Below are 25,386 nucleotides of genomic sequence, written 5' to 3' on the forward strand. Positions count from 1 at the left end.
GTTTATAAGCCGCTGCTGGGTTAAGGGCTGCCACTCTAAACCCCCAAAAAATGGCTGCCCCACCTTATGAGCTTGCGCAATATTGCGATCATTGCCCACGTCGACCATGGCAAGACGACCCTGATCGACGTCCTCCTCAAACAGTCGGGCACCTTCCGCGACAACCAGCGCGTCGATGAGCGCGTCATGGATTCCAACGATCTGGAAAAAGAGCGTGGTATCACCATTCTGGCCAAGGTGACTTCGCTCAACTGGAAGGATCACCGGATCAATATTCTCGATACGCCCGGCCACGCCGATTTCGGCGGCGAGGTGGAGCGGTTCCTCTCGATGGTCGATGGCGCGGTGATCCTGGTGGATGCGGCCGAGGGGCCGATGCCCCAGACCAAATTCGTGCTGTCCAAGGCACTCCAGATCGGGCTGCGGCCGATCGTGGTGATCAACAAGATCGACAAGCCCGACGAGCGTCATGACGAAGTGCTCGACGAAATCTTCGACCTGTTCGTTTCGCTCGACGCCACCCCCGAGCAGCTCGATTTTCCCGTACTCTACGGTTCGGCCAAACAGGGCTGGATGGCAGAGGAGCCGGCAGGGCCCAAGGATTCCATGGGGCCGCTGCTCGACAAGGTCCTCGCTCATTTCACCGAACCCCAGGTCGAGGAAGGCCCGTTCCGGATGCTGGTGACCAGCATCGAGCGCAATGCGTTCCTGGGCCGCATCCTGACCGGACGTATCCATTCGGGTTCGGTAAAACCCGGCGATGCCGTTCATGCGCTGTCCCGCGACGGCAAGGTGGTCGAAAAAGGCCGGATCAGCAAGGTTCTGGGCTTTCGAGGGCTGGAGCGCGAGCCGATCGAGGAAGGCAAGGCGGGCGATATCGTGGCCCTGGCCGGGCTCGAAACCGCGACCGTGGCCAATACCATCGCCATTCCGCAGGTGACCGAGGCGCTCGAGGCCAAGCCGATCGATCCCCCCACCCTTTCGGTGACGTTCAGGATCAATGACGGCCCGCTGGCCGGCCGCGAAGGCGACAAGGTGCAGAGCCGGGTGATCCGCGACCGCCTGATGCGCGAGGCCGAGGGCAATGTGGCAATCCGGGTGACCCCGGGCGACGACAATGACAGTTTCGACGTCGCGGGCCGTGGCGAGCTTCAGCTCGGCGTTCTGATCGAAACCATGCGCCGCGAGGGGTTTGAACTCTGCCTTGGCCGCCCCAAGGTGCTGTTCAAGGAAGAAAACGGGCAAAAGCTCGAGCCGGTCGAAGAAGTGATCATTGACGTCGATGACGAGTTTTCCTCTGTCGTCGTCCAGAAGCTCACCGAACGGCGTGGCGATCTCGTCGAGATGCGGCCTTCGGGGCAGGGGCGTACGCGCGTGCGGCTCTATGTGCCGACCCGCGGGCTGATCGGCTATCAGGGCGAACTTTTGTCCGACACGCGCGGCACGGCGATCTTCAACCGGGTGTTCCACGAATACGCGCCCTTCAAGGGGCCGTTGCCCATTCGGCGCACCGGGGTGCTGATCTCCAATGCGACGGGCGTGGCGGTGGCCTATGCGCTGTTCAACCTCGAGGATCGCGGGCCGATGCTGATCGATCCGGGCGTCGACGTTTACGAGGGCATGATCATTGGCGAGCACAATCGCGAGAACGATCTGGAAGTGAACGTTTTGAAGGGCAAGCAGTTGACCAATATCCGGACCACCTCGAAGGACGAGGCGATCCGGTTGACGCCGCCCAAGAAGCTCAGCCTCGAACAGGCGCTGAGCTATATCGCCGACGATGAATATGTCGAGGTGACGCCGCAATCGGTGCGGTTGCGCAAAATCCACCTCGACCCGCATGACCGCAAGCGCGCCGCGCGGGCGGCAGCGGCGGAGTCGGCGGCGAGTTGATTTGATGAGCGGGCAGGGCGGGCCTATATTGGCGGCGCTCTGCCCATCGTTTTTTCACGAGGTGCCGCGATGAGCGATACATCGACCAAGCAACGCACGCAAACCAGGATCAGGACCGAGCGGCCCAAGCTGCACAAGGTGATCCTCGTCAATGACGATTACACGCCGCGCGAATTCGTGGTGAAGGTGCTCCAATCGGTTTTCCGGATGGGGGAACCGCAGGCGGAATCGATAATGATGACCGCCCACCAGAAGGGCGCTGCGGTGGTCGCCGTCTATACCAAGGAAATCGCCGAGACCAAGGCGGACGAGGCGATCGAATTGAGCCAGCAGTTCGGGTTTCCGCTGATGGTGACGACCGAGCCGGAGGAATAAGGGCACCTTCGTGCATGTGGGGGCGTCTCTGCTGGATTCCGGGAATAAATCCCGGAATGACACGGCGGGGGATAAAGGCGACCGCATCTTCGGCATTCGCGGAGAGGACGAGGGGAGAGGCCCGGGATAGCCCGCGCCTCTCTTTGCCGTTTTCAGTCAGTACCACTCCCCGCGCACCACTTCCGTGCCGCCGCCGATTTCGTCGAGCAGCAATTGCTCGAACTGGTCGAGGTCGCTGTCGTTATAGTGGTAGGGATAGACATAGGTGGGCAGGAACGCGGCGACGCCGGAGGCGGCCTGGGCAACGTCCATGGTGAAGGGCAGGTTCATGGGCACGAAGGCGACGAAGATGTCTTCGAGCGCGCGCATCTCGGGGATGTCCTCGGTGTCGCCGGCGATATAGACGCGGCGCTCGCCGATGGTGAGGATATAGCCGTTGTCGCGCCCTTGCGGGTGGTATTGCAGGCGGTCCTCGGTGGTGTTGTAGGCCGGGACCGCCTCGATCGCGATGTCGCCGAAGCTGTCGGTATCACCATTGGCCATTTCCCGCGCCCGGGCGGCAAGGGCTTCGGGAAGCATGGCGAAGACGGCGGGATTGGTGATGATCTCGGTCGCCTCGCCCATCAGCGCTTCGAGGGTTTCGAGCTCGAAATGGTCGCCATGCTCGTGGGTGACCAGGATCAGATCGGGGGGCGGGAGGTAGGAATAGGGCTCGGTGCCGCCGACCGGATCGACATAGATCACCCCCGAGGGCGTTTCGAGGACCAGCGAGGCGTGGGCGATGGGGTGGACGAAGAAATCGCCGGCCTCGGAAGGGTAGAGATCGCCATCGGCCTGGGCGAAGGCCGTACGGGGCACGATGGTGGTAACGCCCAGGGCCGCAAGGCCGGTGAGGCCGAGGCCAAGCGTCTGGCGGCGGGTAAAACTCATTTCTGCTTCCTCCTTTTTGAACGGTCTTGTGGCCATGATACGCGTCCAGGCCGGCAATCGCCACAGGGGTGGTTGTGATTGGGTGCCTCTTTCGGCGTCGACGCCATCTCGATTTCGCCGGGATTTCCCTGTTAAGATTGGCTTAATCGATTGGGCCGAGGGGACCTCACGCAATGGCAAGCCAGAACAACGCCGCCCGGATCGGGCAGACGATCAAGGGGCTCGAGGTCACCTCGCGCTTCGCGCTTGCCGTTCTGGCGCTGGCGAGCGGGGTCTATACCTATCTGGGCGTACGCGGGCTGTTGGACGGGGACGCCAATTTCGTCTTTTTCGCCGCCATCATCTATTCGGTCGCCGTGTCGGTGGGCATCTATGTGTTCTGGAGCTACATGATGCGGTTCCTGCCGTTGATGCGCACCATGAGCCAGAGGCTGCTGATGGCCGCGATCATGGCGCTGGGTTCGCTGATGATCGTCGCCATGAGCTCCTGGCTCAACGCGGCGGCGCTGGCCGGATCGGCGGCGCTCGAACAGCATATGGCGGTGACGCTGGAAAACTACACCGGCGATCTGGACGCCGCGCACGGCAATGCGCTGGCCGCCCAATCGCTGTTGCCCGACGTGCAGCGGGCGGCGGATCGGTTCGCGACGCTGGCTCAGGAAGAGCGTGAGGGCGGGGCGCTGACCGGCACTTCGGGGTCGGGTTCGGTGGTGCAGCTTTTGAGCCAGATGAGCACGCAGATGACGGCGCTGGCTGGAACCATCGCCCAGTCCCAGGAGCGGGCGGCGGCGCTGTTTGCCACCGGAAGCGAGCATCTGGCGGCGATGCGCGAACTGGTTTCGGCGCCCGGCGAGGTGCAGCCCCGGGCCGATGCCTTCGCCGCCGAGATCGTGGCACTGACCGGGGTGATCGCGGCGCTGCAGGAAACCTCGGTCGCCCCTTCCGTGGCGCGGGCCGCCGACGATATTTCGCTGGGCTTCATCGCGCCGGTGGCCGATGGGCAGAATGCCGGGCTTGTGGTGCGCCAGGACGCGGCGATGGCCAATATCCGGGGCGCCGTGGACGCGCAATCGGCGGCGCTGGTCGAGGCCGCCCAGGCCATCATGGCCGAGCCGGCGGTCGAACCGCGCCGTTTCGTGCCGCTATCCTCGGCCGAGGCGGTGCTGCGCTATGCCTCCGATTTCGTCCCCTCCTGGGCCGGGGCGATCTCGATCGACCTCCTGCCGGTGGTGCTGGTGCTGCTGCTCTCGGTCGCCCATTCGGCGATGCGGCGGGACGCCGAATCGCTCGATGACGCCGAAACGCTGACGGCGGCCGACATGATGCGGGCCGTGGCGCTCCACAACCAGATGATGGCGAGCCGCCTGCCGCCCGCCGAGCCCCTGCCCGATATCGAAAGTGAGCCGCAACCCGAGGCGGCACATGACGGAGAGGAGGCGCCCCCGGTCGCCGCCGAACCGATCCGCGCCGATGGGGACGACACGGTTACGCCCTTGCCGGGCCTCAACCAGCGCAAGCGCACCGAGGCGCCGCAACGGCCATGACCAGTCTGGGGGAGACGCCGCGGAAGGGGTTTGGCGCACGGGTCGTCGATGCCCTCGCCGCAATCGAGGACGGGGCGATCCTGCGTACTGCCTTTTACGCCATGCTGGCGGGGACGGCCTGGGTGCTGTTTTCGGATTATTCCGATCTCAACCGGATGGAACCGGCCGATCTGGCGGTGGTGCCGGGCGATCCGCTGCTGCCGGCGGTCGAGCGGCCCGAGATCGACCCCGACAATCCCGCCTATCGCCCGCTCGACCATATCACGACGCCCGCCGAACAGCTTTCCGAGCCCCTGTCGATCGAACTTGTCGGCGGGGGCGTCCTGATGCTGTCGGGGACCATCGTTCCGGGGGCGGCGAACCAGTTTGCCGAAGAAATCGACACGCGTGGCGACTATGTCGAGACGGTGGCGCTCAATTCGCCGGGCGGGTCGGTGGAGGATGCGCTCTCGATCGGAAGGATGATCCGGGAGAACGGGTTTGCGACCGCCGTTGGGGACGGCGCGCTTTGCGGATCGTCCTGCCCGCTGGTGCTGGCGGGCGGGGTCGAGCGGCTGATCTCGGAAAGCGCCGCCGTGGGGGTGCATCAGATCTACGCGGGGACCGACGGGCCGGAAATCGGCTCGGCGCAGGCCATGAGCGACGCGCAGGCGATGACGGCGCGGATCGCACGCTATCTCGATGAGATGGGGATCGACCCGCTGCTGTGGGTCCATGCGATGGAGACGCCGCCCGACATGCTTTATTTCCTCACCATGGAAGAGATGGAGGAAACCGCGCTGGCCGCAGCCCCTAACCCTGTCTGATGGCGGTTGCTCCGAGCCCGGAATGGGCGGCGAGGCGGACGCAGTTGCCGCCGGCGCGTTCGGCCTCGTCGAGGGCCCAGAGGCCGCGGGCGAGGAGGTCGGGATAGGCATCGCCCGGTTCGCGCTCGGTGATGCCGAGCGTCAGGCCGGGGACGGTTTCGCCCAGCCGATCGCGGGCCTTCTTGCGCAGGATTTCGGCGGTGTGACGGGCGGCAAATAAATTGCTGCCGGGGGCGAGGATTGCGAATTCGAAATCGGCCATGCGGCCCACCAGCGCGCCCTTGGGGGCGGTTTCGGCGATGAGGGCGGCCAGGGCGGCGACCGGGCGTTCGCGGGAGCGGGCCGGGCGATCGATGGCGATCAGCGTCAGGGCCATGTCGAGCCGGTCGCCGTCGGGGCGCTCGGTCTGGGCCAGCGCCAGCACGCGGCGGCTGGTGTGGGCGGTAAAGCCGGCGCGGTTGAGAAGCCCGGTTTCCGGATCGCGCTCGGCGCGGCGGACGAGGCGCTTGGCGGTGTCTTCCACCATCAGGGCCAGGCCGGAGGTGGCGAGGATGAGCAGCAGGATGGCACCCGAGGCACTGGAAATGCCCGCATAGATGGTGCCCGCATAGCCGGTGGGTTCGGCGCCCACGCCCCCGGTCCATTGCGCGAGGAAAGGTTTGGCGAGGAAATGGAGGCTGAGGAGGCCAAAAAGGACGATGAACAGCCAGTCGGTCCAGACCTTGCCCCGGGCGCGGGCGATGACGCTGAGCGCGAGAAGGCTCAGCAGCGCATAGGGGATCTGATAGAGCATCTGGCGGGTGAAATCGGCGCGCGGCAGATCCAGGATCAGATAATAGAGCATCGTTGACGCGGCGATGATGGCAAAACCGCTGCCGGCAGGCATTTCGACGCGGTAGCGCCGGGCCAGCCCATAGGCGACAAGGACGAACATCAGCGCCATGGCGAGGGCGATCACCATGCGGGTGGGGCCAGGGGCAAAGCCCGCCGCAAGGACGATCTCGCCCAGATAGCTCAACCCGGCGGCGGCGAAGGCCGCCGCGAACCAGAGGGCGGGCCGGTTGACCGGATCGAAGCGGGCGAGCGCCAGGAACGCCGCCGATTGGATGGCGCACAGGGCAACGATCACCCAGAAAACAAGATTTGCGCCGCTCATGGTTCAACCCGCGGAACTGCTCGCCCCTTGTGGGGCGACTGAATATGGCACGAACCAGGGTCCGCCGACGAGTATTGGGTTAAGCAGATCAGGACGCCTCTGCCAAGCCCGCCGCAACGGATCGGGGCGGTTGGCCGTTGTTCCATGCGGCGAACACATGAGGAGACAAAAAATGGCGAAGGTTTTGACCGAGCTGGCCGATATCAGGACATGGACCGAGGGGCGCGGCGGCAATCCGATCATGGCCGACATGCCAGCGCCCGGGGGCAAGGACCAGTATCTCCTGAACCTCACTTTCGACCAGCACATGCTCAATGCCGACAACAATGAAGGGCCTGACCGGCCCACCACCGGGTTCGAGCTTGTGAGCTGGGAGGATTGGTACGAAGCGTTCAAGGCTCAGGATCTGGCGCTGGTGGTCGATGACGATCTGGAGGGCGATACCTATGCCGATTACCGGTTCATGAGCCGGAAGGAAGCGGAGAAGGGCGGGGCGTAGGGGATACTGCCCGGAGTTTGCGGCATGGTTCCTCGGGTCGCGCGCGAGGATGACGAGGAATTGGGTTCAGCGCAGGCCGTCGTCGATGGCGTACATGTCGTCGTCCGAGAGGCCGAAATGGTGGCCGATTTCGTGGACGAGGACATGGGTGACGATTTCGCCCAGCGTGTCGGTGTGCTCGGCCCAATAGTCGAGAATGGGGCGGCGGTAGAGCCAGACGCGGTTGGGCATCTGGCCTGTCTGCGGGATGACGCCGTCATCGGTCAAACCGATGCCCTCGAACAAGCCCATCAGATCGAAGGGGCTGTCGAGCTCCATATCCTTGCAGATTTCTTCGGTGGGAAATTCGGCGACGCGGCATTCGACGTCGCGCGACATGGAGCGGAAGGGCTCGGGGAGAGCCTCCAGAGCCTCGATGGCGAGCGCCTCGAAATCATCGAGGGAGGGGGCCGGGAGCGGCCCCCAGAATTTGGCATCGCCTTCGGAGGGCTCACTCATTACTGCTTAGGCCACTCGCGGATGTCGACGAAATGGCCGCGGATGGCGGCGGCGGCGGCCATGATGGGGCTGACGAGGTGCGTACGGCCCTTGAAGCCCTGGCGGCCCTCGAAATTGCGGTTCGAGGTCGAGGCGCAGCGCTCGCCGGGGGCGAGTTTGTCGGGGTTCATGGCCAGGCACATCGAGCAGCCCGGCTCGCGCCATTCGAACCCGGCTTCGATGAAAATCTTGTCGAGCCCTTCGGCCTCGGCCTGGGCTTTGACCAGCCCCGATCCGGGGACGACCATGGCGTTGACCCGGTCGTGGACCTTGTGGCCCTTGATGACGGCGGCGGCGGCGCGCAGATCCTCGATGCGGCCATTGGTGCACGAACCCAGGAACACACGGTCGAGTTCGATGTCGGTGATCTTGGTGCCGGGGACGAGGCCCATGTATTCGAGCGCGCGCTTTTTGGAAGCGCGGCGGTTGGCGTCGGCGATGTCGTCGGGGTTGGGCACGGTGCCCAGGACCGAGATCACGTCCTCGGGGGATGAGCCCCAGGAGACGATCGGAGGAAGGTTGGCGGCGTCGAGCACCACTTCCTTGTCGAACACCGCGCCTTCGTCGGTAAACAGCGTCTTCCAATAGTCGAGGGCCATGTCGTAAGCGGCGCCCTTGGGCGCGCGGGGGCGGTCCTTGACGTAGGCGAAGGTCTTTTCGTCGGGGGCGATCAGGCCGGCGCGGGCGCCGCCTTCGATGGTCATGTTGCAGACCGTCATGCGGCCTTCCATCGACAGCTCGCGAATGGCCTGGCCGGCAAATTCGATGACGTGGCCATTGCCGCCGGCGGTGCCGATCTCGCCGATGATGGCGAGGATGATGTCCTTGGCGGTGACGCCGTCCGGCAGCGAGCCGTTGACGGTGACGCGCATGTTCTTCGCCTTGGACTGGATCAGCGTCTGGGTGGCCAAGACGTGCTCGACTTCGGACGTGCCGATGCCATGGGCCAGGGCGCCGAAGGCACCGTGGGTGGAGGTATGGCTGTCACCGCACACGATGGTCATGCCAGGCAGGGTGAAGCCCTGTTCCGGGCCCACGATATGGACGATGCCCTGGCGCATGTCGTAGGCGTCGTAATATTCGATGCCGAAATCGCGGGTGTTTTCGGCGAGCGCGGCGATCTGGGTGACGCTTTCGGGATCGGGATTGGGCAGGCTGCGATCGGTCGTGGGCACGTTGTGGTCGACCACGGCGAGCGTGCGCTCGGGCGCGCGGACCTTGCGGTTCGACAGGCGGAGCCCTTCGAAGGCCTGGGGGCTCGTGACTTCGTGAACGAGGTGGCGGTCGATATAGAGGATGGCGGTGCCGTCCTCGTTATTGGCCACTACATGGTCGTCCCAGATCTTGTCGTAGAGAGTCCTCGGGGTCATCGGCTCGCAAATTCCAGTCAGTGAGGTTCAGGCGTACTCTCGGGTACGGTTGCGGGTATTTAAGCGCGAGGAGGGCGTGCGGTCAAGGGTCCGAAGATAACTGGCGCGTGAGAGTCCGGCCCGGGTTGCGCTGGATTTCCGGAATGATAATGGGGGTGCGGCAGGTGCCCCACCCCCAGAAGGATCAGCCTTTGTTGGCCATTTCGATGGAGTCGAGGATCACTCGGCGGGCATCGTCGACGCCGCCGATCCTGTCGATCTTGGCCCATTTGCCCGGTTCGAGGTCCTTGTAGTGCATGAAGAAGTGCTTGACGCGCTCGACCTGGATTTCGGGCAGGTCGGTGACGTCGGCGATGCCGTCATACATCTTGGTGAGCTTGGAGACGGGCACCGCAAGGATCTTTTCGTCCTGGCCGCCATCGTCTTCCATGAACAATACGCCGACCGGGCGCGAGCGGACCACGGCGCCGGGGACCAGCGGGCGGGAATTCAATACGATTACGTCGAGCGGGTCGCCGTCGCCGCACAGCGTATGGGGGACGAAGCCGTAGTTTCCGGGGTAGCGCATGGGGGTGTAGAGGAAGCGGTCAACGAACAACGCGCCGGAATCCTTGTCGATCTCGTATTTGATCGGCTCGCCGCCAAGGGGGACTTCGATGATGACATTGAGGTCGTCGGGCGGGTTCTTGCCCACTGGGATGGCGTCGATATTCATGCCGTTGGTTTCCTGGTTGGGAGGGAGGAGGGTCGGGCAGCTTTTTGCCTATCGGGACCCATCAATGCAAGCCATATTGACTGCACCAAGGCAGGAAGGGCGAGACAGGGGCGATGATGGGAACGATGGCGAAGGGAACTCTTGTTGCGGTATTGGTTGCCGGGGTCTCGGCCAGCGGTTGGGCGCAGGAGATGCGCAGCCAATATACCGAAATCGATTTGGAGGACTGCACGACGGTTTTCGTTTATGAGGCGGGAGCAGGTTGGGCCTGTCCCGGACTACGCGGCTTTCCGCTGCTCGTCGCCGAGCGCGACCTGCGGTTCGTTGTCTCTTTCGGGTTTTCGGCCTTTGACGAAAAAGCCTTCGAGCAGCGCTTCATGCGTTTCAATTCGGTGGGGGTGACCCTCGAATGGCTGGTGGCCGAGGATGAAGAGATGGGTCCGATCCCGGTGGCGGCCATCCAGCGCTTCTATCTCGACGGCTATGAGGAGGGCGATCCGGCCGACGAGGTGCTGGTCGTCACGCGGATCGAGGAGGGCAATACCTGCCAGGTTGCCCATATCGACGCGCGCGCCAATCCCGAGGCCAACGCCCTGGCGCGGGAAGCGGCGGCTGAGCTGGTGCCCGATTTCGATTGCGCCAGCCAGGACCCGGTCCGGGTCGGGGCGTGGGCGGTCGAAGGCGTTTGAAGCCCGCTGTCAGCTTCGCGCCAGATCGCTCAGCAGGCCGGCGGCGACCGAGAGGCGGGAGATTGTCAATTCACCCTCGATCAGATCGGCGATGGTTGCGGCCATGCGGGTGATGGCGGTCTGGCGCGGGGATTTCCAGGCCTTTATGCGGGTTTCGACCGGGCCGTCGCCGGCCGAGAGGATATCGGCGGCCAGGTCGCGCAGGGCGCGGGTGAGGTTGGCCAATGCCCGGTCGATGGCCATGCGGTCGAAGCGGTCGGCGGCATCGATGGCGGCGCCATGTTCGGTGAGGCGGCCCAGCCCGAAGGTTTCGATCACCGCGAACATCGCCTTGGCCGCGTCGAGGACTTCGGCCTCGCAGCGGCGGGCGACGAGGATGGCGTCGGGAGCCAGCGAGAGGACCGACAGCGCGGCGATGCGGCGGGCGAGATCGGGCGGGGTGCCGCCGGCTTGGAACGCCTCCTGCTGGCGGGCGGTGGTTTGGTCGAGATCGGGGGAGACAAGGCCAGCAAGCGCGGTGCCGATGGCGGCGACGCCGGAGCGGTAGCGCTCGACCAGGCCGGAAAGACCCTCGGAAAACTCCTCATTGCGCAGGAACCACAAGGCCATGGCGACCTGCAGGCTTTGCACTTCGGCGTAGAGCGCGAGCTGGGTTTCGCCCGAGATGCGGGTGTCGAGCGCGTCGATGGCCGCGTTCAGATCCTGAAGCTCGAAGCTGTCGCGGGCCGCCGCATAGGCCAGGGCGATGGCGCCCGATTCGGCGGCGGTGATCGCGGAAAGACGCGAGACGAAGGCCGGGCCGCCGCGATTGATCATGGCGTTGGAAAGGACGGTGGCGATCACCTCGCGGCGCAGGCGGTGGATTTCGATGGCGTCGGGGAAGCGGGCCTTGAGGGTTGGGGGGAAATAGCGGAACAGCTCGCGCGCCAGATAGGGATCGTCGGGAACCGGGGAGGCGAGGAGCTTGCCGTAGAGATCGAGCTTGGCATAGGCGAGCAGCACGGCCAGCTCGGGGCGGGCGAAGCCAGCGCCCGAGGCGGCGCGCTCGGCAAGGGTCTGATCCTCGGGGAGGTATTCGACGGTGCGGTTGAGTTCGCCGGCCTTTTCCAGATCCTCGATGAAATCGACGAGGTCGGGGAAATCGGCCATGCCCCGGCGCTGGGCGAGGGAAAGGGCGAGGGTCTGGAGATAGTTGTTCCTCAGGCACAGCTCGGCCACCTCATCGGTCATCTCGGTGAGGAAGGCGTTGCGAGCCTCGAGCTCGAGTTCGCCCGAGCGCACGAGGTCGGAAAGCGCGATCTTGATGTTGACTTCGAGGTCGGAGGAATTGACGCCGGCCGAATTGTCGATGGCGTCGGTGTTGATACGCCCGCCAGCAAGCGCGTATTGCACGCGGCCGCGCTGGGTGACGCCGAGATTGGCACCCTCGCCCACCACCCTGGCGCGCACGGCATCGGCGGGGATACGGATCGCGTCATTGGCCCTGTCGCCCACCTGGGCGTCGGTTTCGTCCGAGGCGCGGATATAGGTGCCGATGCCGCCGAACCAGAGGAGATCGATATCGGTTTTAAGGATCGCCGACATGATTTCGGTCGGGCTGGCGCTTGCCGCCGAAAGACCGAGCAGGGACTGGATGGCGGGGGAAAGGGGGATGGATTTGGACTGTCGGGAAAAGACGCCGCCGCCCTCTGAAATCAGGGTCGTATCGTAATCCTGCCAGCTCGAGCGGGGCAGGTCGAACAACCGGCGGCGTTCGGCAAAGCTCTTTTCGATGTCGGGATCGGGGTCGAGGAAGATGTCGCGGTGGTCGAAGGCGGCGACGAGGCGGATCTTCTCCGAGAGCAACATGCCATTGCCGAAGACGTCGCCGCTCATGTCGCCGACGCCAGCCACTGTGAAACCCTGTGTCTGGATATCGATATCGATTTCGCGGAAATGGCGTTTGACCGCTTCCCAGCCACCGCGCGCGGTGATGCCCATCTTCTTGTGGTCATAGCCGGCCGAGCCGCCAGAGGCGAAGGCGTCGCCCAGCCAATAGTCGCGAGAGGTGGCGATGGCGTTGGCGGTGTCGGAAAAGCTCGCCGTACCCTTGTCGGCGGCGACCACCAGATAGGGATCGTCGGAATCGCGTCGGAAGACCGTTTCGGGCGGCAGGACCGTGTCGCCCACGAGATTGTCGGTGACGTCGAGGAGGCTGGAAATAAAGATTTCGTAGCAGGCGGTGCCTTCGGCCATGAAGGTTTCGCGGTCGGGGTTTGGCGGCAAGCGGCGGGGCACAAAGCCCCCCTTGGCGCCGACCGGGACGATCACCGCGTTCTTGACCATCTGGGCCTTGACCAGCCCCAAGATTTCGGTGCGGAAATCCTCGGGGCGATCGGACCAGCGCAGGCCGCCGCGCGCGATGGGACCGCCGCGCATGTGGATGCCTTCGAGACGGGGCGAATAGACGAAGATTTCGCGCCAGGGACGCGGCTCGGGCAGCTTGTCGATCCGGGTGGTGTCGAATTTGATGGCGAGGGCGGGGCGGGGCTTGCCGTCGACGCGCTGGTAGAGATTGGTCCTGACGCTCGCTTCGATGAGGTTGAGCAGGCGCCGGACGATCCTGTCCTCATCGATCGAGGTGATGGCGTCGAGCCCGGTGGCGATGCGCTCGTGAAGCTCGGTTGCCGATTTCGTGCGGTCGGCTTGCAGATGGGGGTCGTGCAGCGTGTGGAAGAGCTCGACGAGCGCGCCGGCGATGGCCGGGTGGGCGGCGAGCGCTGTCCAGATATAGGATTGGGAAAAGGCGATGCCGACCTGCTTGAGATAGTGCCCGAGCGCCCGCAGGAGGGCGACGTCGGGATGGGCGAGGCCCGCGAGAAGGGTGAGGCGGTTGTAGCCGTCGTTTTCGGCGATGCCGCGCGATACCGCCAGGATCGCCTCCTCGATGCGGCTGGCGGAACTGGAGAGGTCGAGGGGCGTGCCGGAGGTAATTTCGAGCGCCATGGCGTGGAGGAAACGCGGCTCGCGGCCCTGAGGGTGGATGGTGAAGGTGCGCTCGTCGACCACCTGGAAGCCGAAATTTTCGAGCATGGGCACGCGGGCCGACAGCGGGATCGGATCGGCACGGTGATAGACGTTGAGGATGAAGCTTTGAGGCCCGTCATCGCCGGGGGTGAGGCGCAGGGCGAGGGGATTGTCGCGGCCCAGCGCCTTGAATATGGCGATATCGTCGAGCGCGTCGGTGTGGGAATGGGCGATCTGATAATCGGCGGAAAAGGCGTTGGCGTAGTCGGCGATCGCCGTGGGATGGGGGGCGGACGAGAGCAGGCGGTCGGCGAAGGTGCGGGTCAGCTCGGTGATTTCGGCTTCCAGATCCTCGCGGGCCGGGCGGGGTGTCTCTCCGCCATTGCGGCCGATGATGAAATGGACGCGGGCCAGATCGCCCTCCGGAAAATCGGGGGTGAAAGCGGAAAGGCGTCCCTCGTAGCGGGTGGCCAGATGTTCTCCGATGCGGGCGCGGACCGTGGAATCGAACCGGTCGCGGGGCAGATAGACGAGGATTGAGACGAAATTGTCGAACCTGTCGATGCGCGGCAGGACGCGCACGCGGGGGCGGTCGGCAAGCGTGGAGATGATCGTTGCGAATTCAGCCAACTCGTCGATGGCGATCTGGAACAGCTCGTCGCGCGGATAGCTGTCGAGCGTGGCCATCAGCGCCTTGCCGGCATGGGAGCGCGGATCAAAGCCCGAGCGGCGGACGACCTCGACGATCTTGTGGCGGAGGAGCGGGATTTCGGTGGCCGGAACAGCCTGGGCGGCTGAGGTGAAGAGCCCCAATATGCGCAATTCGCCGGTGATGGCGCCCTCGGCATCGAAGGTCTTGACCCCGACGTAATCCATATGGACGCGGCGGTGGACCAGTGCGCGGCGATTGGCCTTGGTGACCATCAGCGGTTCGTCGGTGGCAAGGAAGGCCAGATGCTGGGCGTTCATATGCGAATAGGTGCTGCCCTCGCGCAGATAGAGGTAATCGGGGTCGCGCAATATGCCCAGGCCCGAGCCTTCGAGAGGGACGAGGGTCTTTCGTTCATCTTCGCCGGAGAGGCGATATTCGCGCATGCCCAGGAAGGTGAAATTGTGATCGGCGAGCCAGGCGAGGAAATGGACCGCCTCGGTGAGGGCGGGCTCGCGCATCTGGGGCGGGTGCGAGCGGTAGGAGACGACGACGGTGCGCAGGCGTTCGAGCATGTCGCGCCAGTCGAGGACGGCGGCGCGGACCTGGGCCATGGTCTGGGTGAGCTCTAGGCGGATCGTCTCGATGGTTCTGGGATCGGCCGGGGTGTCGATATGGACCTGGAGCACGCTTTCGTTGCGTGAGGTTTCGGTGGGGGTTTCGAGGACCTGCCAGGGGGTCGTGGCGGTGTCGAGCGCGACGACGGGGTGGGTCATGAAGCGGATCGCGCCGCCGGCGGCGCGGATGGCGGCAAGTGCGGAATCGACGATGAAGGGGGTATCGGCCGAATGGATGTCGATGATCGTCGTGCCGTCGAGGGTTTCGGGTGTCCATATCTCGATGCCCGCCTCACCCGGTGTGCGGCGGCCGATCTCGGAAAAGGTGCGGCGGAGCAGGGTTTCGAGGGTTTCGGGATCGTAGAGGGCCAAATCCTGCTCGTCGGCCGAGCGCAGGGCGTTGGCGATGAAGCCGAAAAGCGCGGCGCTTTCGGTCTTGATATGGGTGAGCCGGTCGCGCCACTGGCGCATCATGGTCTCGGTGGTTTCGATCATCGTCCCCGTATCCCCAACATTTATCCGCTATGGTGGAGAGGCTATTCCGGCCTGCCGGATAAGTCCAATATGTTCTTTGAAATTCAAGGACATACGACCTTGGTATTTGTCAGGATGGCTGTCCCAATCGGTGGGAACGAAAAAGAGCCGGGCGAAATTGCCCGGCTCGCGTGATTGTGACTTTTCCCTAGTGAAGCACGGCCAGGAGCAGCAGGGCGATGATGTTGGTGATCTTAATCATCGGATTGACCGCGGGGCCGGCGGTGTCCTTGTAGGGATCGCCCACCGTGTCGCCGGTGACTGAGGCCTTATGGGCTTCGGACCCCTTGTAGTGGGTCTGGCCGGTGGAATCGGTGAACCCGTCCTCGAAGCTCTTTTTGGCGTTGTCCCAGGCGCCGCCGCCCGCCGTCATCGAGATGGCGACGAAGAGGCCCGTGACGATGACGCCGAGCAGCATGGCCCCGAGCGCGGCGAAGGCGGCGGCCTTGCCTGCGATCAGGAGGATCACCCCGAACACGAAGATGGGCGAAAGAACCGGAAGCAGCGAGGGGACGATCATCTCGCGGATGGCGGCCTTGGTCAGCATATCCACGGCACGGCCGTAATCGGGCTTGGTGGTGCCCTCCATGATGCCGGGGTTTTCTCGGAACTGGCGGCGGACTTCCACCACCACCGATTGCGCGGCGCGGCCCACGGCGGTCATCGACATGCCGCTGAAAAGAAACGGCAAGAGGCCGCCGAACAGCAGGCCGACGACGACATAGGGGTCGGCGAGCGAGAAGCTCACCTCGCCCACCCCGAAGAAGAAATTGCCCTCGGTGGCCGTGGAGATAAAGTAGGAAAGGTCCTGGGTGTAGGCGGCGAACAGGACCAGCGCGCCCAAGCCCGCCGAGCCGATGGCGTAGCCCTTGGTCACGGCCTTTGTGGTGTTGCCGACAGCGTCGAGCGCGTCGGTGTTCTTGCGCACCTCGTCGGGAAGACCGGCCATTTCAGCGATGCCGCCGGCATTGTCGGTGACTGGACCGAAGGCATCGAGCGCCACGACCATGCCCGCCAGGGCCAGCATGGTGACGACGGCCACCCCGATGCCGAACAGGCCGGCCAGCGAATAGGTGACGATGATGCCGGCGATGATGACGAGGGCCGGAAGTGCCGTGGATTCGAGCGAAACCGCAAGGCCCTGGATGACATTGGTGCCGTGGCCGGTGATCGAGGCCTCGGCGATGGAATTGACCGGGCGGCGGCCGGTGCCGGTGTAATATTCGGTGATCCAGATGATCAGGCCAGTGATGACCAGCCCGGCGATGCCGCAGAAATAAAGCGCCCAGGGCGTGAAGACCGTCTCGCCCACGGTGATGGTCATGCCCATGTCGCCGAACAGCAGCCACATGACGGGGACGAGGGCGACCAGCGAGAGGACGCCGGTGGCGATGATGCCCTTATAGAGCGCGCCCATGATGTTGCCCGAGGCACCGAGCTTGACGAAATAGGTGCCCACGATCGAGGTCAGGACGCAGACGCCGCCGATGGCGAGGGGCAGGACCATGCCGATCAGTTGCAGTTCGGCGGGCAGGATGATGGCGGCCAGAACCATGGTGGCGACCACGGTCACCACATAGGTTTCAAACAGATCGGCGGCCATGCCGGCGCAGTCGCCGACATTGTCGCCCACATTATCGGCGATGGTGGCTGGGTTGCGCGGGTCGTCCTCCGGGATACCGGCTTCGACCTTGCCGACCATGTCGCCGCCCACATCGGCGCCCTTGGTGAAGATGCCGCCGCCTAGACGCGCAAAGATGGAAATCAGCGAAGCGCCGAAGCCCAGAGCGACCAGCGCGTCGATGACGGTCCTGTCGGTGGCTGCAAAGCCCAGCGCGAGGAGAATGAGGAAATAGACGGTGACGCCCAGAAGGCCGAGCCCGGCGACCAGCAGGCCGGTGACGGCGCCGGACTTGAAGGCCAGATCGAGCCCGCCGGCCAGCGAAGTGGTGGCGGCCTGGGCGACGCGGACATTTGCGCGCACCGACACGTGCATGCCGATGAAGCCGGCGGCGCCCGAAAGCACCGCGCCGATCAGGAAGCCGATGGCCGCGTAGATGCCGAGCAGCAGGAAGGCGATGATAAGGATCACCACGCCGACGATGGCGATGGTGGTGTATTGGCGTTTGAGATAGGCGGTGGCCCCTTCGCGCACCGCCGCCGAGATTTCCTGCATGCGCGCGCTGCCGGCATCGGCGGCAAGAAGCGTACGCGTTGTCACGATGCCATAGACGACCGAGAGGACGCCACAAGCAATAATCAGCCACAAGGCCAAAGTCATAGTCTTATTCCCCTCACTTTGTGCCCGGAAAGGGCACAGGAAGGGTGCGGCGACAAAGGCCCCAAAACTTCCGCCCGGTCCGGTTTATTTTCCTTATCCGTCCATCCCGAAATGTTCCCTCTCCCCGGGATGGGCGGAGACCTGCGCGCGAGCACAGCTCAGCGCGAAGGATAGGCGGAACTGATCGATCGAGGCAATCGATATTCTTTGCGCTATTTTGGTCAGGATTACTGGCTTATTTGGTCTTATCGCATTGAATCGAAATAGAGACGGCCAAGCATCAGTATTGACCTATCGGGAGGCGAGGGATGCAAGGATGGGAGAGAGCACATCGGGATCGCCAGCGATGGCGATGAGCTTGGTGCGGCTGGTTTCTCCGCTCACCAGCGTGAAGGCGGATCTGGGAAGACCGGTGGTTTTGGCGAGGAGTTTTAAGACCGCGGCGTTGGCGGCGCCCTTGTCGGGCGGGGCGGTGACGCGGATTTTCAACGCGCACGAACCGTCGGCGCGCAGCTCGGGGCCGTCGACGGTCTCGGTGCGGGCGTTGGGCGTGACGCGCAGCGAAAGCCGCGCGCCGTCAGGAGAGAGCACATAGAAGGCCGGGGCGTTCACGGCCGGAGGGGTGTCCTCAGAGGCCCTGCATGGCGACCTGGCGCATCAGCGGATAGAGCACCACGAGGCGGATGAAATAGATCGCCAGGAACAGCACGATGGGGGAGATGTCGAGGCCCCCGAAATTGGGCAGCATGCGCCTTATGGGCGAAAGGAGCGGATTGGTGAGCTGCCAGAGCGCGTTGGCGATGGTGGCCACGAACTGGTTGGACATGTTGAGGATATTGAAGGCCAACAGCCAGCTCACGATCACCTGGGCGATCATTACGAAGATGACGAGGCTGAGCACCACGTCGACAAACTGCAAAAGTCCAAACAGCATTGGCGGTCCCTTTTTCGCGATCGGCTTTATATAGAGCGGCGGAACGGGAAAAGAAATGGTCGCCGCCCGAGCCGGCATTTCTTGAGCTCAAGAAAAAAGGCCCGCCTCAGATACGCGAGGCAAGGGCCTTTGCAAGAGTTTACCCGGTACGCAACACACAAAGTTCCGGATGGGAAGGGCAATGCATGTGGCGTGCCAGTTCGCAGGAATGGAGCGCAATCGGGCGGGATTGCTGCAATTTGAGTCGAAGTGGAGCGAAGGAGGCGGTCAGGTTTTCGCATTTTGCAATTGCGGGTGTTGCAAAATGCGAGGGATGGGGGCGGCCGGTCAGGCCTCTTCTTCGTCCTGGGGGGCGGCGTCGGGCGGGGTGGTGGAGCGCTTGGCCCGGTTGCGCAGCACGGTGCGCTGGCGCGAGGAGACGCCGATCAGCTCGGCCACGCGCCAGACCATGTTGTCTTCCAGCTCATGGTTGGAATCGTCGGCGAACACCACCTGCCACATCATTGAAATGATCTCCATCTTTTCGGCGTCCTCGAGCCGGGCCAGACGGGTGGTGAACTGGTAGAAATCGACAGCGTCGCGGTCGCGACGGCGCGCTTCGGCGAGGAGTTTTTTCACTTCGGCCTCGTCGAGCCCGTAATGGTCCTTCAGCGCATTGGCGATCGCCTTGGCCTCGATGGAACTCGACGCGCCATCGACGGACGCCAGATGCACGAGCAGCGCGGCGACCGCGAGGCGCGGTTCCATGGGCTGGGCGGCGTTCTTTTCGGACTGGCCGAACAGGCGGGCGATGGATTCGAACATGAACCGGCTCATTTTGAGGGCGACAGAAAGATTATGCGGCCAAGGGTAAGGAGCGCGAGCGGCGGGCTCAAGCGGTCGCGCGGGGGCGTGATCAAGGATTTTGCCATCTGTCGTTTACCTGCCACAGGGGGGCATATCGCGCTATGCGGGTCGTGACGGAAGGTCCGGACAATGTTGTTTTTCCCCAAACGCCGGTCTAAGACCTGAAACCGCTCGAGGAGCGATCCCTTGCGTCCTGCCCTAGCCGGTGAGCAGATTTGTCACGTTCCCAGCACCGGCCCGACCGCTTATCGAGATGAGTTCATGCCGCTCGGCGCCTCCCGGGCGCGAGCGTTGGAAAAAACCGGAAACCGCCACGCCATGATTCTTGCCGCGATCCTGCTTGCCGGCTGTGCTCTTTGGGCGCTCGGGGAAGCCATCATGCTCACCGGAGCCCAGATCACGGTGCTGGGGGGGAGCGTGGCGACCGTGGGGATGGTGTTGGCCGGTTGCGGCATCTGGACGCTCAAGGACCTGCCGGGCATGGTCAAGCCGGGTCGCGTGGGGATCGTGCTGTCGGCGTTCGGGGCGTTTTCCTTTGCCATGGTGATGATCATCGTCCTGACCTCGGGGGTCGTGGGGGCAATGGCGGAAGGAACGGTCGGGCACGCAGATATCGTCTTTACGCCCTTCTATCTCCTGGCTTTGGCGTTCGTCGTGGCGGGGCTTTTGGCCTTCGCCATTCACTTCAGCAAGGCGCCCGGAGCGCCGGCCACCGCGGCGCTGGTGCCCGGCGCGCTCGCGGTCGGCCATACGGCGCGGATTTTCGTGCCCGATCTCGCGGTCTATCACGAGACACTCTCGATCGCCCTGGCGCTCTATCTGGGCTGGCTCGGTGTGCGGCGCGTGGCGCTGCGGACCCCAAGGCCCGATCCGGCGTCCTGACCGGTTTCAGAGGGCCGAAATGGCGGTCGCCAGATCGATGTCCTTTTGGGTGATCGCGTCCTTGTCATGGGTCTTGAGCGCGATTTCGACGCGGTTATAGCTGTTGGACCAATCGGGGTGATGATTGGCCTTTTCAGCCAGGAACGCGACCCGGGTCATGAAGGCGAAAGCTTGGGTGAAATCGGCGAATTTGAAGCTTCTGGCGATGGCCCCTTCGGGTGTCAGCTCCCAGCCCTCAAGCCGCGACAGCGCCTTTTCGACGTTGATGGCGGGTGTATTATTGGACATTTCGCTCATCCTTTTGCGTGCCGGAAGTCCACTATTGTCCGCGCATGGCAAGGGGACCGCAAGCCCCGCAAAGGCGGGGTGAAGGAACGGATGATTTCGAACGAGGGAAACTGGTGCCGCTTGCGTGACTCGAACACGCGACCCCATCATTACGAATGATGTGCTCTACCAACTGAGCTAAAGCGGCATGGCCCGGAGGCGAATGGGCGTCCTTTTACTGGGGGCCGGGGCAATTCGCAAGGGCAAAGGCGGGCCGGACCCGCCTTTTTGCCGATCACGGTTGAGGTTGGGTTTCCGCCGGTTCGGCCGGGATGGGGAGGGGATCGGGTGTGGCGTCGGGAAGGGCGCGGGTTGGGGTGCGCGTTTCGAGCGGAACCTTCCATTCGAAGGCGTCGAGCCGGCCGGTGACGGGGGACGCGGGGACCCAATCGTCGGAGGTGACGCCATCGGCGGTCCAGGCGGGGTCGGCGGGCGCGGTAAGGGCGCGGGCCAGCCATTCGCGCGCCTTGCCCTGGTCGCCCGATTGGCCTTCCTCGATTTCGGCCATCAACAGGCACATCTGGCGAGTCGGCGTCTTGCCCAGGAACGGGGCCAGCGCGTTGCGGGCGGTGCTCCAGTCATAGGCGTCGATGGCGGCGCGGGCGAGGACGATGGCGGCGGCCGGATGGCCCTCGGGCGTTTCGATCAGGGTGTTGAGGCGCTTGAGGCGTTCGAGCGCCGAGGCGCCGGGTTTTACGTGGGCATAGAGGGTCGCGGCGTCGGGGTGGTGGCTGGCGCGCCAGACGCGGCGCAGCAGCGATGAGGCGCGGCGGGTGTCGCCGCGATTGATGAGGATGCGGGCGGCGACCAGCGCGGCGGGCACGAAATCGGGGATCGCCTTGAGCGCCTTGTTGGCGTGCTCATAGGCGGTATCGGGTTCGGTTTCCTCGATCGCCATGGCCAGCGCGGTTTCGAGCACACCCTGGCGGCGCTTCTTGGCGGCTTTTTGCGCGCGGGTGCGGGCGGGGAGGGATGCGCTCATCTCCAGGGCGTCGGCCCAGGCGCCACGGGTGGCGAGGTCGTCGAACACAGCTTCGGACGCCCAGTCGAGGCTGGGAGAAATGGCCAGGGCCTTGCGCGCGAAGGTGATGGCGGCGCCGGTGCGGTTCTGGGTGCGGGCCTGTTCGTAAAGGCCCGACAGCGCGGCGAGCGCCGTGCGGTCGCTCGAGATCAATGCCCGATAGTGCTCGCGGGCCGAGGAGAGATCGCCCAGGGCAAGCTCGGCGCGGGCTTCGAGCAGCCGGGCGGCGGGGTTGTCGGGAAGTTTGGATTGCGCGTCGCGGGCCAGCATGCGGACGCGGGAAAATTCGCCAGCCTGGAGTGCGATCATGGCGTCGGAAAGTGCTTCGACGCCGGCCTTCTCGCGGCGACGGGCATTAGCGCGGGCGAGGGCGGCGGGGGCGCCGATCAGGCGCCGGATGACGGCCCAGGCGAGAATGGCGAGGACGATTACCGCGATGACGACAAAGAGCGCCGTGCCCAGGCCCGGGCTCATGCGCCACGTGCCGAAGGCGATCTCAACGGTGCCGGGAAGCGCGATGAGCCAGGCGGCACCGAGCGCGACCAGAAGGCTGAGCGCGAGATAGACGACGAGACGGATCATTGAGCGGCCTCCGCCACGGGATCGGCGCCGCGGACGGTTTCAAGCAGAGCCTGGGCGCTTTGGGCGCGGGCCAGCTCGCGATCGAAGCCGGGGGCGGCGGCCTGCATGGGCTGGGGGAGGGCGGCAAAGGCGGTCTGCGCGGAGGCAAGATCGCCGGCGGCGAGCGCCGCTTCGGTGCGGCCCACAAGCCCCTGGGGCGAATCGCCGTCGGTGGGGCGCAGGGCGAGGGTCGAGGCGGCCTGATTGAGCAGGGTTTGGGCCCAATTGGCCTGCGGGTCGGGGGGGAGGGCGCCGAGCATGGCGGGGATGGTCGCGCGGAAGCGGGCCAGGAGGTCGGGTGCAGGGGTTACCCCGCTCGCGGCGGCGGCGCGCGCGTCGTCGGAAATTTCGAGGGCCGGCAAAAGAGTTTCGACCTGCGCGATCTGGGTGGAAAAGGGCTGGCCCGAGGCAATGGTGGTTTCGAGCGCGCCCAGTGCTGCGGGGAGTTGGGCGACGCGGTCGCGATCGGAGGATACGGCCTCGAAATCGGACTGGTCGGCGATCCGGGCATCGAGATCATCGAGCCGGGTCATTGCCGATTGCAGGGCGGGGGCGGTTTCGGCGACCTGGGGTTCGACGGCGTCGAGACGCTGGGTCAGGGTGTCGATCTGGCTGGTCAGCCCCGAAAGGCTCTGGGCCATTTCGGTCGCGTCTTCGCCCGAGGCGCCGGCGGCGATGGCCTCGACCCGCGACGAGAGATCGGAAATCCGGCTGGTCAAGGTTTCCAGATCGGCCTGGGCGGCGAGCCCTTCGGTGGAGACCAGTTCGGGCGCGTCGAACGCTGCAAGCTGGGCCTGGATCTCTTCGAGACGGGTTTCGAATTCGGCGGTTTCGCCATCGCGTTCGGAAAGGCCGGCTTCGAGCTGGGCGGTCCGGGACTCCAGAGCCGCGAGCGCCGGGTCGTCGCCCGATTGCGGCCAGAGCCCGAAGCTGGCGAGGCCATAGGCCAGGGCCAGCCCGATCAGAGCGCCGCCGGCGGTGGCGGCGAGAAGCGGGCCCAGGGGGAGCGATTGCGGCGCCGGGGTCGTGGGCGATGCGGCGGGTTTGGGCGTTTCCGGGCCGGTCTTGTCGGATTTGGGAGCGGGAGCTTCTTTGCTCGCCTTGGGAGCCGCCGGTTTGTCGGCGGGGGCCTTTTCCACGGCGGGCTTTGGAGCATCCGCCGGGTCGGGGGTTTGGGGAGAAGCGGTGGTCGTCTCGGGCGCTTTTCTTGCCGACGCGGACGTGGCGGAGGTGCGCGGCTTGGCGTCGATGATCGGGGGTTTGACCGGACCGGATTTCTTTTCGACCATCGCTGCCTGCCTCATCTGATTGGTTTTTGGCGGGTTCTTAAGTGTTCTTGGGTTGTGTCCTTATCATGGACTGATTTGATCCTGGGCAAAAGCCAGGGTCAGCGTCATCATCGCTTCGTGCGAGGGGCCGTCGGCAAGACCGATGCGGGGAAAATGGGCTTCGATCAGGGGTTGGGCGACGTTCTCGGACAGGCACAGGCAATGGAGAGTGCCCCGGATTTCGGCGTGTTCGGGGCCCGAAAGGAGGCCGGCGAAAATTTGCGCGGTGCGGCGGGAATAAAAGCTCGCGCCGATGATCGCTCCGTCGCCGAGGCGTTCGGCAAGGCCCGGGGGGAGGGCGGTGGCGGCGTGCATTTCGTAAAGGATGCGGTGTTCCACCTTTATGCCCTCGGCGGCCAGACGTCCGGCGAGGTCGCCGCTTTGGTGCAGGGGAGCAGGATAAAAGAGCGGGCCGGCGGGCTTGTTGGCGAGAATGGTTGCGCAAAGATCGTCCAGGGTGCCGCTGGCGGCCAGAACGCGCGTGAAACCGACGGCGCGGGCTTCATTGGCTGTGTGCTCGCCGACCGCATAGACGGGGAGTGCGGAAAAGCGCTCGCCCTCGGGATGGGCGGCGAGGGCCCGCACGCCATTGCCCGAGGTAAAGGCAACCGCCGCGAAAGGGGAGGCATCGGGGAGGGCGGCGCCGGTGAAGCGCGCTTCGAGCATGGGCGCGACGACAGGCGCGAGGCCGAGCGCGGCCAGCCCGGCGGCGGTGCGCTCGGCGTCGGGGTGGGGGCGGGTGACGAGGATGCCGCGCTTAGCCATCTCCTAGCCTTGCTTCAACCGTGCGATGAAATCGGGACCGGCCTGGGCGAGAAGCTTTTCGCCCAGCCGCGTGCCCAGATCGATGCCGGCATCGGCATCGCCGGTCAGTTCGGCCTCATGGACTTCCGAACCGTCGGGGGAGAGGATCTGGCCGAACAGAGCCAGCTTGCCATCGTCCAGCGTCGTCAGCGCGGCGATCGGGGTGCGGCACGAGCCGTCGAGGACCTTGAGGAAGGCGCGCTCGGCTTCGACCTTGAGGCGCGTATCGGGATCGTCGAGGACTTCCACCAAACGCCGCGCGGCGCCGTCATCGGTGCGGGTTTCGATGACGATGGCACCCTGGGCCGGGGCGGGCGGGAAATGGGCGAGATCGAGAGTGTGGGTCACCCGATGGGCTTCGCCCAGCCGGTTGAGGCCGGCCATGGCGAGCAGCGTTGCGTCGGCCACGCCGTCGGCCAGCTTTTGAAGACGCGTCTGGACGTTGCCGCGGAATTCGACGGTGCGGAAATCGGGGCGGAAGCGTTTCATCTGGGCGCGGCGGCGCAGCGAGGAACTGCCGATCAGCGCGCCTTCGGGCAGATGGTCGGGGCTTTTGGCGACCAGCGAGAGAAAGGCGTCCCGGACGTCTTCGCGCGGCAGATAGGCGGGGAGCACCATGCCCTGGGGGAGCGTGGTCGCCACGTCCTTGGCCGAGTGGACGGCGAGATCGATCTCCCCGCTTGCCAGGGCGATTTCGAGTTCCTTGGTGAACAGGCCCTTGCCGCCCACTTCGGCGAGCGGGCGGTCGAGGATGATGTCGCCGCTGGTCTTGATCACCTTGATGGCGATGGCGTCCCGGTCGAGCCCGTGCAGCGCGATCAGGCGATCGCGCACTTCTTCGGCCTGTCTGAGCGCAAGGGGGGAGCCGCGCGTGCCGATGGTGAGGACGGGGGTGGTGGCGGAAGATTGCAATATGGCCTCGCAGGTGTCACAGATGTGCGCGCTTTTTCATGAACGTTTTAAACGCACGGGGAGCGGATTGCGATCCGCCTTGTGCCATCAGACCACAGCCATAGGCCAGA

Annotated in this window: 22 protein-coding genes and 1 tRNA gene; 7 read left to right on the forward strand and 16 right to left on the reverse strand. The window is 64.9% G+C overall.

The genetic code is table 11. The features are described 5' to 3' along the window. The first annotated feature begins 66 nt into the window (after positions 1-66). Positions 67-1,893 (forward strand): translational GTPase TypA, encoded by a 1,827-nt coding sequence (typA, locus tag V4T21_RS04390; protein ID WP_332713586.1) that lies wholly within the window; start codon positions 67-69, stop codon positions 1,891-1,893. Positions 1,894-1,962: 69 nt separating this feature from the next. Next, positions 1,963-2,268, forward strand: a complete 306-nt coding sequence (locus tag V4T21_RS04395) for an ATP-dependent Clp protease adaptor ClpS (RefSeq protein WP_332713589.1) — start codon at positions 1,963-1,965, stop codon at positions 2,266-2,268. A gap of 156 nt (positions 2,269-2,424) precedes the next feature. On the opposite strand, the gene V4T21_RS04400 is transcribed toward V4T21_RS04395, so the two are convergent. Further along, positions 2,425-3,198: an MBL fold metallo-hydrolase gene (locus V4T21_RS04400; RefSeq protein ID WP_332713592.1), complete on the reverse strand. Its 774-nt coding sequence runs from the start codon at positions 3,196-3,198 to the stop codon at positions 2,425-2,427. Between the two features lie 173 nt (positions 3,199-3,371). On the opposite strand from V4T21_RS04400, the gene V4T21_RS04405 reads away from it, so the two are divergent. Further along, positions 3,372-4,742 carry a hypothetical protein gene (locus V4T21_RS04405; protein ID WP_332713594.1) on the forward strand — a complete coding sequence of 457 codons (1,371 nt, stop codon included), beginning with the start codon at positions 3,372-3,374 and terminating at the stop codon, positions 4,740-4,742. Beyond that, a complete protein-coding gene (locus V4T21_RS04410) occupies positions 4,739-5,548 on the forward strand; it encodes a COG3904 family protein (RefSeq protein WP_332713597.1) in 810 nt (269 codons plus the stop codon). Before V4T21_RS04405 ends, V4T21_RS04410 begins: the two co-directional genes overlap by 4 nt. Here the strand turns inward: V4T21_RS04410 and V4T21_RS04415 are convergent. Then, positions 5,535-6,704, reverse strand: coding sequence for a GGDEF domain-containing protein (locus tag V4T21_RS04415; protein ID WP_332713599.1), 1,170 nt, complete (start codon positions 6,702-6,704; stop codon positions 5,535-5,537). The two genes, V4T21_RS04410 and V4T21_RS04415, sit on opposite strands and share 14 nt — an antisense overlap. Before the next feature lie 172 nt (positions 6,705-6,876). Between V4T21_RS04415 and V4T21_RS04420 the strand changes: the two genes are divergently transcribed. Continuing rightward, positions 6,877-7,203 carry a hypothetical protein gene (locus V4T21_RS04420; RefSeq protein WP_332713602.1) on the forward strand — a complete coding sequence of 109 codons (327 nt, stop codon included), beginning with the start codon at positions 6,877-6,879 and terminating at the stop codon, positions 7,201-7,203. A gap of 66 nt (positions 7,204-7,269) precedes the next feature. Here V4T21_RS04420 and V4T21_RS04425 read toward each other — a convergent pair whose 3' ends face one another. From V4T21_RS04425 to ppa, 3 genes are all read right to left on the reverse strand, one after another. Continuing rightward, entirely contained in the window at positions 7,270-7,701 is a 432-nt protein-coding gene (locus tag V4T21_RS04425; RefSeq protein ID WP_332713605.1) for a metallopeptidase family protein, read from the reverse strand. Then, on the reverse strand, positions 7,701-9,110 hold the full coding sequence (gene leuC / locus V4T21_RS04430) for a 3-isopropylmalate dehydratase large subunit (protein ID WP_332713609.1): 1,410 nt from the start codon (positions 9,108-9,110) through the stop codon (positions 7,701-7,703). Before leuC ends, V4T21_RS04425 begins: the two co-directional genes overlap by 1 nt. 184 nt (positions 9,111-9,294) lie before the next feature. Beyond that, a complete protein-coding gene (gene ppa / locus V4T21_RS04435; RefSeq protein WP_332713612.1) occupies positions 9,295-9,825 on the reverse strand; it encodes an inorganic diphosphatase in 531 nt (176 codons plus the stop codon). Between the two features lie 125 nt (positions 9,826-9,950). Between ppa and V4T21_RS04440 the strand changes: the two genes are divergently transcribed. After that, a complete protein-coding gene (locus V4T21_RS04440; protein WP_332713614.1) occupies positions 9,951-10,514 on the forward strand; it encodes a hypothetical protein in 564 nt (187 codons plus the stop codon). Between the two features lie 9 nt (positions 10,515-10,523). On the opposite strand, the gene V4T21_RS04445 is transcribed toward V4T21_RS04440, so the two are convergent. From V4T21_RS04445 to V4T21_RS04465, 5 genes are all read right to left on the reverse strand, one after another. Then, a complete protein-coding gene (locus tag V4T21_RS04445; RefSeq protein ID WP_332713617.1) occupies positions 10,524-15,281 on the reverse strand; it encodes an NAD-glutamate dehydrogenase in 4,758 nt (1,585 codons plus the stop codon). A 187-nt stretch (positions 15,282-15,468) separates the two neighbouring features. Beyond that, entirely contained in the window at positions 15,469-17,601 is a 2,133-nt protein-coding gene (locus tag V4T21_RS04450; protein ID WP_332713620.1) for a sodium-translocating pyrophosphatase, read from the reverse strand. Positions 17,602-17,892: 291 nt separating this feature from the next. Next, positions 17,893-18,213: a DUF167 domain-containing protein gene (locus V4T21_RS04455; RefSeq protein ID WP_332713623.1), complete on the reverse strand. Its 321-nt coding sequence runs from the start codon at positions 18,211-18,213 to the stop codon at positions 17,893-17,895. Positions 18,214-18,229: 16 nt separating this feature from the next. Beyond that, a complete protein-coding gene (locus tag V4T21_RS04460) occupies positions 18,230-18,535 on the reverse strand; it encodes a YggT family protein (RefSeq protein WP_332713626.1) in 306 nt (101 codons plus the stop codon). A gap of 327 nt (positions 18,536-18,862) precedes the next feature. Next, positions 18,863-19,339: a tellurite resistance TerB family protein gene (locus V4T21_RS04465; RefSeq protein ID WP_332713629.1), complete on the reverse strand. Its 477-nt coding sequence runs from the start codon at positions 19,337-19,339 to the stop codon at positions 18,863-18,865. Positions 19,340-19,567: 228 nt separating this feature from the next. Between V4T21_RS04465 and V4T21_RS04470 the strand changes: the two genes are divergently transcribed. Continuing rightward, positions 19,568-20,263 (forward strand): hypothetical protein, encoded by a 696-nt coding sequence (locus V4T21_RS04470; RefSeq protein ID WP_332713631.1) that lies wholly within the window; start codon positions 19,568-19,570, stop codon positions 20,261-20,263. A 6-nt stretch (positions 20,264-20,269) separates the two neighbouring features. Here V4T21_RS04470 and V4T21_RS04475 read toward each other — a convergent pair whose 3' ends face one another. The 6 genes from V4T21_RS04475 to hemC form a co-directional block, all read right to left on the reverse strand. After that, the gene (locus tag V4T21_RS04475; RefSeq protein WP_440589624.1) at positions 20,270-20,551 is read right to left on the reverse strand and encodes a 4a-hydroxytetrahydrobiopterin dehydratase; all 282 of its coding nucleotides are present in this window, start codon (positions 20,549-20,551) and stop codon (positions 20,270-20,272) included. A 111-nt stretch (positions 20,552-20,662) separates the two neighbouring features. Then, positions 20,663-20,738 (reverse strand) — tRNA-Thr (locus V4T21_RS04480). Between the two features lie 87 nt (positions 20,739-20,825). Next, a complete protein-coding gene (locus V4T21_RS04485; protein ID WP_332713637.1) occupies positions 20,826-22,193 on the reverse strand; it encodes a heme biosynthesis protein HemY in 1,368 nt (455 codons plus the stop codon). Then, positions 22,190-23,521 carry a COG4223 family protein gene (locus V4T21_RS04490; protein WP_332713639.1) on the reverse strand — a complete coding sequence of 444 codons (1,332 nt, stop codon included), beginning with the start codon at positions 23,519-23,521 and terminating at the stop codon, positions 22,190-22,192. The genes V4T21_RS04485 and V4T21_RS04490 overlap by 4 nt, the downstream gene beginning before the upstream one ends. 63 nt (positions 23,522-23,584) lie before the next feature. Further along, the gene (locus V4T21_RS04495) at positions 23,585-24,325 is read right to left on the reverse strand and encodes a uroporphyrinogen-III synthase (RefSeq protein WP_332713641.1); all 741 of its coding nucleotides are present in this window, start codon (positions 24,323-24,325) and stop codon (positions 23,585-23,587) included. Positions 24,326-24,328: 3 nt separating this feature from the next. After that, the gene (gene hemC, locus V4T21_RS04500; RefSeq protein ID WP_332713644.1) at positions 24,329-25,276 is read right to left on the reverse strand and encodes a hydroxymethylbilane synthase; all 948 of its coding nucleotides are present in this window, start codon (positions 25,274-25,276) and stop codon (positions 24,329-24,331) included. Positions 25,277-25,386 lie beyond the last annotated feature (110 nt).

This window comes from Pelagibacterium mangrovi (genome assembly GCF_036662815.1).
Taxonomy (GTDB): Bacteria; Pseudomonadota; Alphaproteobacteria; order Rhizobiales; family Devosiaceae; genus Pelagibacterium; species Pelagibacterium mangrovi.

Bases quoted from the DNA above. Each gene is read 5' to 3' on its own strand.
- typA (WP_332713586.1), top strand. From the start codon at position 67: ATGAGCTTGCGCAATATTGCGATCATTGCCCACGTCGACCATGGCAAG.
- V4T21_RS04395 (WP_332713589.1), top strand. From the start codon at position 1,963: ATGAGCGATACATCGACCAAGCAACGCACGCAAACCAGGATCAGGACC.
- V4T21_RS04400 (WP_332713592.1), bottom strand. From the start codon at position 3,198: ATGAGTTTTACCCGCCGCCAGACGCTTGGCCTCGGCCTCACCGGCCTT.
- V4T21_RS04405 (WP_332713594.1), top strand. From the start codon at position 3,372: ATGGCAAGCCAGAACAACGCCGCCCGGATCGGGCAGACGATCAAGGGG.
- V4T21_RS04410 (WP_332713597.1), top strand. From the start codon at position 4,739: ATGACCAGTCTGGGGGAGACGCCGCGGAAGGGGTTTGGCGCACGGGTC.
- V4T21_RS04415 (WP_332713599.1), bottom strand. From the start codon at position 6,704: ATGAGCGGCGCAAATCTTGTTTTCTGGGTGATCGTTGCCCTGTGCGCC.
- V4T21_RS04420 (WP_332713602.1), top strand. From the start codon at position 6,877: ATGGCGAAGGTTTTGACCGAGCTGGCCGATATCAGGACATGGACCGAG.
- V4T21_RS04425 (WP_332713605.1), bottom strand. From the start codon at position 7,701: ATGAGTGAGCCCTCCGAAGGCGATGCCAAATTCTGGGGGCCGCTCCCG.
- leuC (WP_332713609.1), bottom strand. From the start codon at position 9,110: ATGACCCCGAGGACTCTCTACGACAAGATCTGGGACGACCATGTAGTG.
- ppa (WP_332713612.1), bottom strand. From the start codon at position 9,825: ATGAATATCGACGCCATCCCAGTGGGCAAGAACCCGCCCGACGACCTC.
- V4T21_RS04440 (WP_332713614.1), top strand. From the start codon at position 9,951: ATGGCGAAGGGAACTCTTGTTGCGGTATTGGTTGCCGGGGTCTCGGCC.
- V4T21_RS04445 (WP_332713617.1), bottom strand. From the start codon at position 15,281: ATGATCGAAACCACCGAGACCATGATGCGCCAGTGGCGCGACCGGCTC.
- V4T21_RS04450 (WP_332713620.1), bottom strand. From the start codon at position 17,601: ATGACTTTGGCCTTGTGGCTGATTATTGCTTGTGGCGTCCTCTCGGTC.
- V4T21_RS04460 (WP_332713626.1), bottom strand. From the start codon at position 18,535: ATGCTGTTTGGACTTTTGCAGTTTGTCGACGTGGTGCTCAGCCTCGTC.
- V4T21_RS04465 (WP_332713629.1), bottom strand. From the start codon at position 19,339: ATGTTCGAATCCATCGCCCGCCTGTTCGGCCAGTCCGAAAAGAACGCC.
- V4T21_RS04475 (WP_440589624.1), bottom strand. From the start codon at position 20,551: ATGTCCAATAATACACCCGCCATCAACGTCGAAAAGGCGCTGTCGCGG.
- V4T21_RS04485 (WP_332713637.1), bottom strand. From the start codon at position 22,193: ATGATCCGTCTCGTCGTCTATCTCGCGCTCAGCCTTCTGGTCGCGCTC.
- V4T21_RS04490 (WP_332713639.1), bottom strand. From the start codon at position 23,521: ATGGTCGAAAAGAAATCCGGTCCGGTCAAACCCCCGATCATCGACGCC.
- V4T21_RS04495 (WP_332713641.1), bottom strand. From the start codon at position 24,325: ATGGCTAAGCGCGGCATCCTCGTCACCCGCCCCCACCCCGACGCCGAG.